Source organism: Mesorhizobium sp. M1399 (assembly GCF_040317735.1).
In the GTDB taxonomy this organism is placed as follows: domain Bacteria; phylum Pseudomonadota; class Alphaproteobacteria; order Rhizobiales; family Rhizobiaceae; genus Mesorhizobium.
The window spans coordinates 20,637-27,561 of sequence record NZ_JAMYKZ010000033.1 but is presented as its reverse complement, the minus strand read 5'-3'; the positions used below and the strand labels follow the sequence as shown (position 1 = coordinate 27,561).

General features: G+C 65.2%; 6 protein-coding genes. 1 reads left to right on the top strand and 5 read right to left on the bottom strand.

The window, feature by feature from the left end:
* Nucleotides 1-117: 117 nt before the first annotated feature.
* The 3 genes from NKH05_RS31335 to NKH05_RS31325 form a co-directional block, all read right to left on the bottom strand.
* The gene (locus NKH05_RS31335; protein WP_352856606.1) at nucleotides 118-1,353 is read right to left on the bottom strand and encodes an amidohydrolase/deacetylase family metallohydrolase; all 1,236 of its coding nucleotides are present in this window, start codon (nucleotides 1,351-1,353) and stop codon (nucleotides 118-120) included.
* 22 nt (nucleotides 1,354-1,375) lie between these two features.
* Entirely contained in the window at nucleotides 1,376-1,741 is a 366-nt protein-coding gene (locus NKH05_RS31330; RefSeq protein WP_023718738.1) for a RidA family protein, read from the bottom strand.
* Between the two features lie 342 nt (nucleotides 1,742-2,083).
* Nucleotides 2,084-2,512 carry an Lrp/AsnC family transcriptional regulator gene (locus NKH05_RS31325; protein WP_023718739.1) on the bottom strand — a complete coding sequence of 143 codons (429 nt, stop codon included), beginning with the start codon at nucleotides 2,510-2,512 and terminating at the stop codon, nucleotides 2,084-2,086.
* 123 nt (nucleotides 2,513-2,635) lie between these two features.
* Here NKH05_RS31325 and NKH05_RS31320 point away from each other — a divergent pair, with 123 nt between their 5' ends.
* Nucleotides 2,636-3,739, top strand: coding sequence for a saccharopine dehydrogenase family protein (locus NKH05_RS31320; RefSeq protein ID WP_023718740.1), 1,104 nt, complete (start codon nucleotides 2,636-2,638; stop codon nucleotides 3,737-3,739).
* Between the two features lie 171 nt (nucleotides 3,740-3,910).
* Here NKH05_RS31320 and lpdA read toward each other — a convergent pair whose 3' ends face one another.
* Nucleotides 3,911-5,308: a dihydrolipoyl dehydrogenase gene (gene lpdA / locus NKH05_RS31315; RefSeq protein WP_353026927.1), complete on the bottom strand. Its 1,398-nt coding sequence runs from the start codon at nucleotides 5,306-5,308 to the stop codon at nucleotides 3,911-3,913.
* A gap of 237 nt (nucleotides 5,309-5,545) precedes the next feature.
* The gene (locus NKH05_RS31310; protein ID WP_353026924.1) at nucleotides 5,546-6,925 is read right to left on the bottom strand and encodes a dihydrolipoamide acetyltransferase family protein; all 1,380 of its coding nucleotides are present in this window, start codon (nucleotides 6,923-6,925) and stop codon (nucleotides 5,546-5,548) included.

Below are 6,925 nucleotides of genomic sequence, written 5' to 3'. Positions count from 1 at the left end.
CAACTGGCCCGTCTGCTTCACTGCCATCGCGATTCCCTCAGACCGTCCACCTCAGAGAATCACAATCAGCGAATTACGCAACAGGCCCACAAGGGGAGAAGGGGAGCCACATCGCCGTCAATCGTGGCTACGCCCGAAATGCCGGCTCGCCACCTCGACATGCGTGTCGTGCGCATGCGCTTCGAAGCGTTCGGTCTCGCCGAGATCGTCCACCGCCTCGTTCGGCCACCAGGTGCCGCCGACCACGATGCCGGCCGAGACCAGCCTTTGCTCGGCGACCAGCGAGGCGCCGACCGAATCGACAAAGGTGAAGTGGCCTGGACGCAGACGCAGCACCGCGACGTCACCGACCACGCCAATCGCCAGCCTGCCGAGATCTGGCCTGGCGATCGCTTCCGCTGGCCGCTGCGTTGCGGCGCGCAGCACCTCGACCAGTGGCATGCCGAGCGCCAGCAGTTTCGACATGCAGACCAGGATGTCGAAGGCCGGCCCGTCGACGCAGTAGAGATGCACGTCGCTGCTGATCACGTCCGGCGCCAGACCCTCGCTGAGCATCGCTTTGGCCACCTCGAAATCGAACGAGCCCATGCCGTGGCCGATGTCGAAGATGACGCCGCGCTCGCGCGCCAGCCGCATATCCGGCCGCACCGCCCCCGAGGCGAAGACCGGCGCGTTGGGAAACGGCCGGAAGCAGTGGGTGAGGATGTCGCCCTTGCGCAGCCGCGGCAGCACTTCCGAGCGGCCGGGCGGCGGCTCGTCTATATGCGCCATCAGCGGCAGGCCGGCCTTGTCGGCGGCTTCGAGCGCGAGATCGACCGGCGCGATGCCGCTGGTGCCACCGGCATGGCGACCCGAACGGACCTTGACACCGACAACCACGTCCGCGTGCTCGCGCGCCGCCGCCACCGTTTCGCGCGGTTCGCAGAGCCGGAGGTCGCTGCACTCGCCGACCGCCACGGTCTGCGAGAAGCCGAATATGCCGGCAAAGGAAATGTTGACGTAGGCCAGGATGCGGACTTTCGAGCGCTCTATGACGTGGCGGCGAAAGCCGAGGAAATTGCCGGCGCCGGCACTTCCGGCATCGATGAAGGTGGTCGTGCCGCTCTTTGCGGCGAGCCGGTCGGCATCGACGCCGAGCGAGGTGCCGCCCCAATAGACATGGCTGTGCAGGTCGATCAGGCCCGGCGCGACGATGGAGCCCGTGGCGTCGATGACGCGGGCGGCACGCTCGAAGGGGATTTCGGCGTCGATAGCCGCGATACGGCCGTCCACAATCGCCAGATCGCGTTGTGCGTCGAGGCCGGACGCCGGATCGATGAGGCGGCCGCCTTTTATCAGGAGATCGAATTGCATTGCGCCTGTCTCCGCTTTTCCGTCAGGCCGGCCTGTAGGCGACGGCTTCGACCTCGATCTTGATGTCGATCATGAGCCGAGACTCCACCGTCGTGCGTGCCGGCGGGTCTTTCGGGAAATGCCGGGCATAGACGGTGTTGAAGATGCCGAAATCGCGCGCGTCCTCGAGCCAGACCGTGGTCTTGACCACGTCGTCCAGCGTGCAGCCGGCCAGCGCCAGTGCCGCCTTGATGTTCGACAGCACCTGTTCGGTCTGCTCGGCGATGCCGCCCTTGACCACCAGCCCGTCGCTGCCGACCGGCACCTGGCCGGAGACATAGACGAAATCGCCGGCCCTGACCGCCGGCGACAACGGCACATGGGATTTTCCGAAACACTGCTTGGGCAAGGAGGCCTCCTCTGGAAATCTTGCGTGACCGCCCTTATGCCTGCCACCGCGGTTCTCATCCAACATTTTGGAAGCTATATCGCTTTGCTGCGGGAGCGCCAGCTTGGTCACCACGCTCGGTGACCCTTCGCGCCCCCCTCTGTCCTGCCCTCTTTCCCACTACTTGGCATCTCCCCCACTAGGAGGGAGATTGGCCGTCATCACTGATTTCGCCAACCACCGACCTTGCAAAAGGTGCGCTGCCAGCGAAGCTGCCGATCTCCCCCCAAGTGGGGGGAGATGCCCGGCAGGGCAGAGGGGGGCGCTGTCCCGCCAGCGTCTTGACCCGCGACGCCAGCCCGCTCAGCGATCGATTCGCGTCGACAGGATGATCGACGACGACGTCCGCTCGACCCCGTCCATGGCGCCGATCTGGTCGAGAAGCGTGTCGAGATCCCTGATCGACGGCGCCTCGACGATGACGATCATGTCGAAATTGCCGCTCACCGAATGCAGCGTCCGCACCGGCGGGAGCGACTGCAGGCTGCGCACCACCTTGTCGGCAAGCTTGGGCGTGACGGTGAGCAGGACATGCGCCCGCACCAGTCCCTGTTCGTAATCCGGCGAAAGCCTGACGCCGTAGCCGGTGATGATGCCGCGCTGCTCCAGCCGCTCGATCCGGCTCTGCACCGTCGTCCGTGAGACGCCCAGCCGCCGCGCCAGTTCGGCGGTCGAGGCGCGTGCATTGATGCGCAGCAGGGAAAGCAGCGCCTGGTCGGCATCACTAAGCATTTCGACGAACCTTGCCGGCGTATTGGTCAAACAGAGACTGCGTTTTGCACAATCCTACTCTTCCTTTCGACAGGCAAGCTGCGATTCTAGCCGTCTATTTAACATTGGTGCGAGGGACCGGTCATGAAGGAAATCATCGTCGTCGGCGCCGGCAAGATCGGCTCGACCATAGCCGAGATGCTGGCTTCCACGGGCGACTATCATGTCACCCTCGCCGACCGCTCGGCCACACAGCTCGGCGCGGCCGAACTGCCGGCCGGCGTAGAGACGCTGGAACTCGACATCGAGGCCGTCGGCACCCTCGAAGCCGCCCTGGCCGGCAAGTTCGCGGTGCTCAGCGCTGCGCCCTTCCATCTGACCACGCGCATCGCCGAAGCGGCGGCCAGCGCCGGCGTGCACTATCTCGATCTGACAGAGGACGTCGTCAGCACCAGGCGCGTCAAGGAATTGGCGCGCTCCGGCAACAGCGCCTTCATCCCGCAATGCGGGCTGGCGCCGGGCTTCATCTCGATCGTCGCCAACGATCTCGCCAGCCGCTTCGACACGCTGGAAAGCGTGCGCATGCGGGTTGGCGCGCTGCCGCAATACCCGTCGAATGCGCTGAACTACAATCTGACCTGGAGCACCGACGGCGTCATCAACGAATATTGCGAGCCTTGTGAGGCGATCGTCGAAGGCGAGCTGGTCGAAGTGCCGCCGCTGGAGGAGCGTGAAGAATTCTCGCTCGACGGCGTCACCTACGAGGCATTCAACACCTCGGGCGGGCTGGGCACGCTGGCCGAAACGCTGAAAGGCAAGGTGCGGACGCTGAACTACCGCACCATCCGCTACCCCGGCCACGCCGCGATCATGAAGGCGCTGCTCAACGACCTCGGCCTGCGCCACCGCCGCGACGTGCTGAAGGACATTTTCGAAAGCGCCCTGCCGGCGACGCTGCAGGACGTCGTCATCGTCTTCGTCACCGTCAGCGGCCGCAAGAATGGCCGCCTGCTGCAGGAGACCTACGCCAACAAGATCTACGCCAGGCGTGTCGGCGATACGGTACGCAGCGCCATCCAGATCACCACTGCCTCCGCCATCTGCGCCGTGCTCGATATGCTGGCCGATGGCACCTTGCCGGCAAAGGGCTTCATCAAGCAGGAGGACATCGCGCTCGACGCCTTCCTGGCCAACCGCTTCGGCCGCGCCTACGCGCAGCACGAGATGGTTAGCCGACTGGCGGGTTGAGCTGCGTAATCTCCCCCCCTTGAGGGGGGAGATGTCGGCGAAGGCGACAGAGGGGGTCGCCTCGCGTAGAGCGCCAACCTCCGACTGTCGTAAGGGAGGTCGAATCCAGTCGAACCGACCCCCTCTGGCCTGCCGGCTATCTCGCCCTCAAGAGGAGAGATCACCCTGCCCTCAAATATGCACCGCCCGCCCGAGCGCCTTCAGCGCCGCTTCCTGAAAACCCTCCCCTTGCGTCGGGTGGGCGTGGATGGTGCCGGCAATGTCCTCCAGACGCGCGCCCATTTCCAGGGCCAGGCCGAAGGCCGTCGACAGTTCCGACACGCCTTGGCCGACCGCCTGGATGCCGAGCACCAGATGGTTGTCGGCGCGGGCAACGACCCGGACAAAGCCCTCCTCACCCATCTTCGTCATCGCCCGGCCATTGGCGGCGAAGGGGAACAATCCGACCTTGATTTCGCCGCCGAGCCCCTTTGCCTCCTCCGGCGACAGGCCTGCGGTGATCAGCTCCGGATCGGTGAAGCAGATAGCGGGAATGCAGCGTTTGTCCCAGCTGCACTTGTGGCCGGCGACGATCTCGGCGACCATTTCGCCTTGCGCCATCGCCCGGTGCGCCAGCATCGGCTCGCCGGTGACGTCGCCAACGGCAAAGATGCCGCGCATCGAGGTGCGGCACTGGTCGTCGATGCGGATGAATTTTCCCGCCATGTCGAGATCGATCTGCTCCAGCCCCCAGTCTTCGACCACCGGCTTGCGCCCGACGGTGACCAGAATCCTGTCGGCAACGATCTTGGCATTCTTGCCGTCCTTCGTCTCGACCAGCAGCGCATCGCCCTTGGTCGACAACCCCTTGGCCTTGGCGCCCACAAGCACCTCGATACCGAGCTCGGCGAGCCGCTTCACGACCGGCCGGGTCAGTTCGGCATCATATTGCGCCAGTATGCGCGGCAAAGCCTCGACCACGGTCACCCTGGCGCCCATCTTCGCGAAGGCGATGCCGAGCTCCAGCCCGATGTAGCCGCCACCGACGACGGCAAGCCTTTCCGGCACTTCGCTCAGCGCCAGCGCTTCGGTGGACGAGATCACCAGGCCACCGAAGGGCAGCGACGGCAATTCGACCGACGCCGAGCCCGTGGCGATCACCACCGTCTCGGCGCGGACCACCTGCATCCCGGTTTCGGTCTGGACCTCGACGGTCTTGCCGTCACGGAATTTCGCCCAGCCGTGCACGGTCTTGACCCCGGCCTTCTTCAACAGGCCGGCAACGCCGCTGTTAAGCCGGCTAACAATGCCGTCCTTCCAGGCGATGGTCGTTTCGAGATCAATCGATGGTGTTGCGATTGAAATGCCGAGCGGGCTCTTGCCGCCGGCCAAGTGCGACGCCTTTTCGAACTCTTCGGCCGCATGGATCAGCGCCTTGGACGGGATGCAGCCGACATTGAGACAGGTGCCGCCCGGTTTACCGAACTCGACGATAACCGTGTCGATGCCAAGCTGCCCGGCGCGGATGGCGCAGACATAGCCGCCGGGACCGGCGCCGATGACGAGCAGCTTGCAGGAGATTTCCTTCATCATGGCACCTTAGTTCGACGAGCCGGCGGGACAGCGCCCCCCTCTGTCATCTCCCCCTCAAGGGGGGAGATTGGCAGCTTTCGCGCTCGGCTTAGTCCTGCAAAGCTGGAGATTGGCGAAAGGCGGGATGACGGCCAATCTCCCCCCTTGAGGGGGAGATGCCCGGTAGGGCAGAGGGGGGCGCGAAGGATCGCTACTGCTCTCATCCTGCGCCCCTGCGATCCTCTGTTCATCTCCTCAATCCACAAAAATCAGCGCTGGCGTTTCCAGCAGCGTCTTGATCCGTTGAATGAACACCGCGACTTCCCAGCCGTCGATGACGCGGTGGTCGAAGCTGGAGGACAGGTTCATCATCTTGCGCGGGATGAACTGGGTGCCGTCCCACACCGGCCGCATCATCATCTTGTTGACGCCGAGGATCGCCACTTCCGGATGATTGATCACAGGCGTCGTCGCCACACCGCCCATGGCCCCGAGCGAAGTGATGGTGATGGTCGATCCAGAGAGCTCGTCGCGCGTCGCCGTGCCGGATTTTGCCGCCTCAGCCAGCCTGACAACCTCGGCTGCGCAATCCCAGATGTCGCGCGCCTCGGCGTGCTTGACCACCGGCACCACCAGCCCCGACGGGGTCTGCGCGGCGATGCCGATATGGACCCCGCCATGCTGGTGGATTATGCCCGCGTCGTCGTCGAACAGCGCGTTGAGGTTTGGCTGGTCGGCGATCGCCTTGACCATCGCCCGCATCAGAAACGGCAGCAGCGTCAGCTTCGGCCTGTCCGCGCCCGGCCGCTTCTCCTTGTTGAGCGCGGCGCGCAAATCCTCGAGCGCGGTGACGTCGATCTCTTCGACATAGGTGATGTGCGGGATGCGCGATTTGGCCAGCGTCATCTTCTCGGCGATCTTTCGCCTGAGCCCGACTATTTTGATATCCTCGACCGCCTCGTTGCGGACAAGCCCGGAGATCTTGGCGGGCCCGGGTCCGCGCGCCAGGAAAGCTTCGATGTCCTCATGCTGGATACGGCCGGCCGGGCCGCTCCCCACAATTTGCCGCAGGTCGATGCCGGCCTCTTTCGCCCTGAGGCGGACGGCCGGCGAGGCCAGCGGCTTTTCGCCCTCCGGACGCCGCGCGCCGGAGATCGGCGCAGTACCCCCGCCGGAGGGGAATTCCGTTGCCGGCTCACTTTCGCGCACAGAAGCGCTTCCTGACGGAGGTGGGACTGGTTTGGCGTCGGCCTTGGGAGCCGAAGCTCGTCCCCCTCCCCCTTGTGGGGGTCCGAAGGACGGGCGAGACCCGTGGCTCGCCCCGGCAAGGTTAGGGGTGGGGGTACGCTTGGCGCCCGCCTCAACGTCCCGTGGCGGCTTGACGTTACCCTCGCCGGCCACCTTCAGGCGCACGATGGGCGAGCCGATCGCCACCGTGTCGCCGATCTCCGCACCCAGCCAGAGGATCTCACCATCGACGGGCGAGGGAATCTCGACCGTTGCCTTGTCGGTCATCACAGCGGCCAGCACGGCGTCCTCGCGCACGAGATCGCCGACCTTGACCTGCCATTCGACCAGCTCGGCCTCGGCGACGCCTTCACCGACATCGGGTAGCTTGATGACATATTCGCCCAT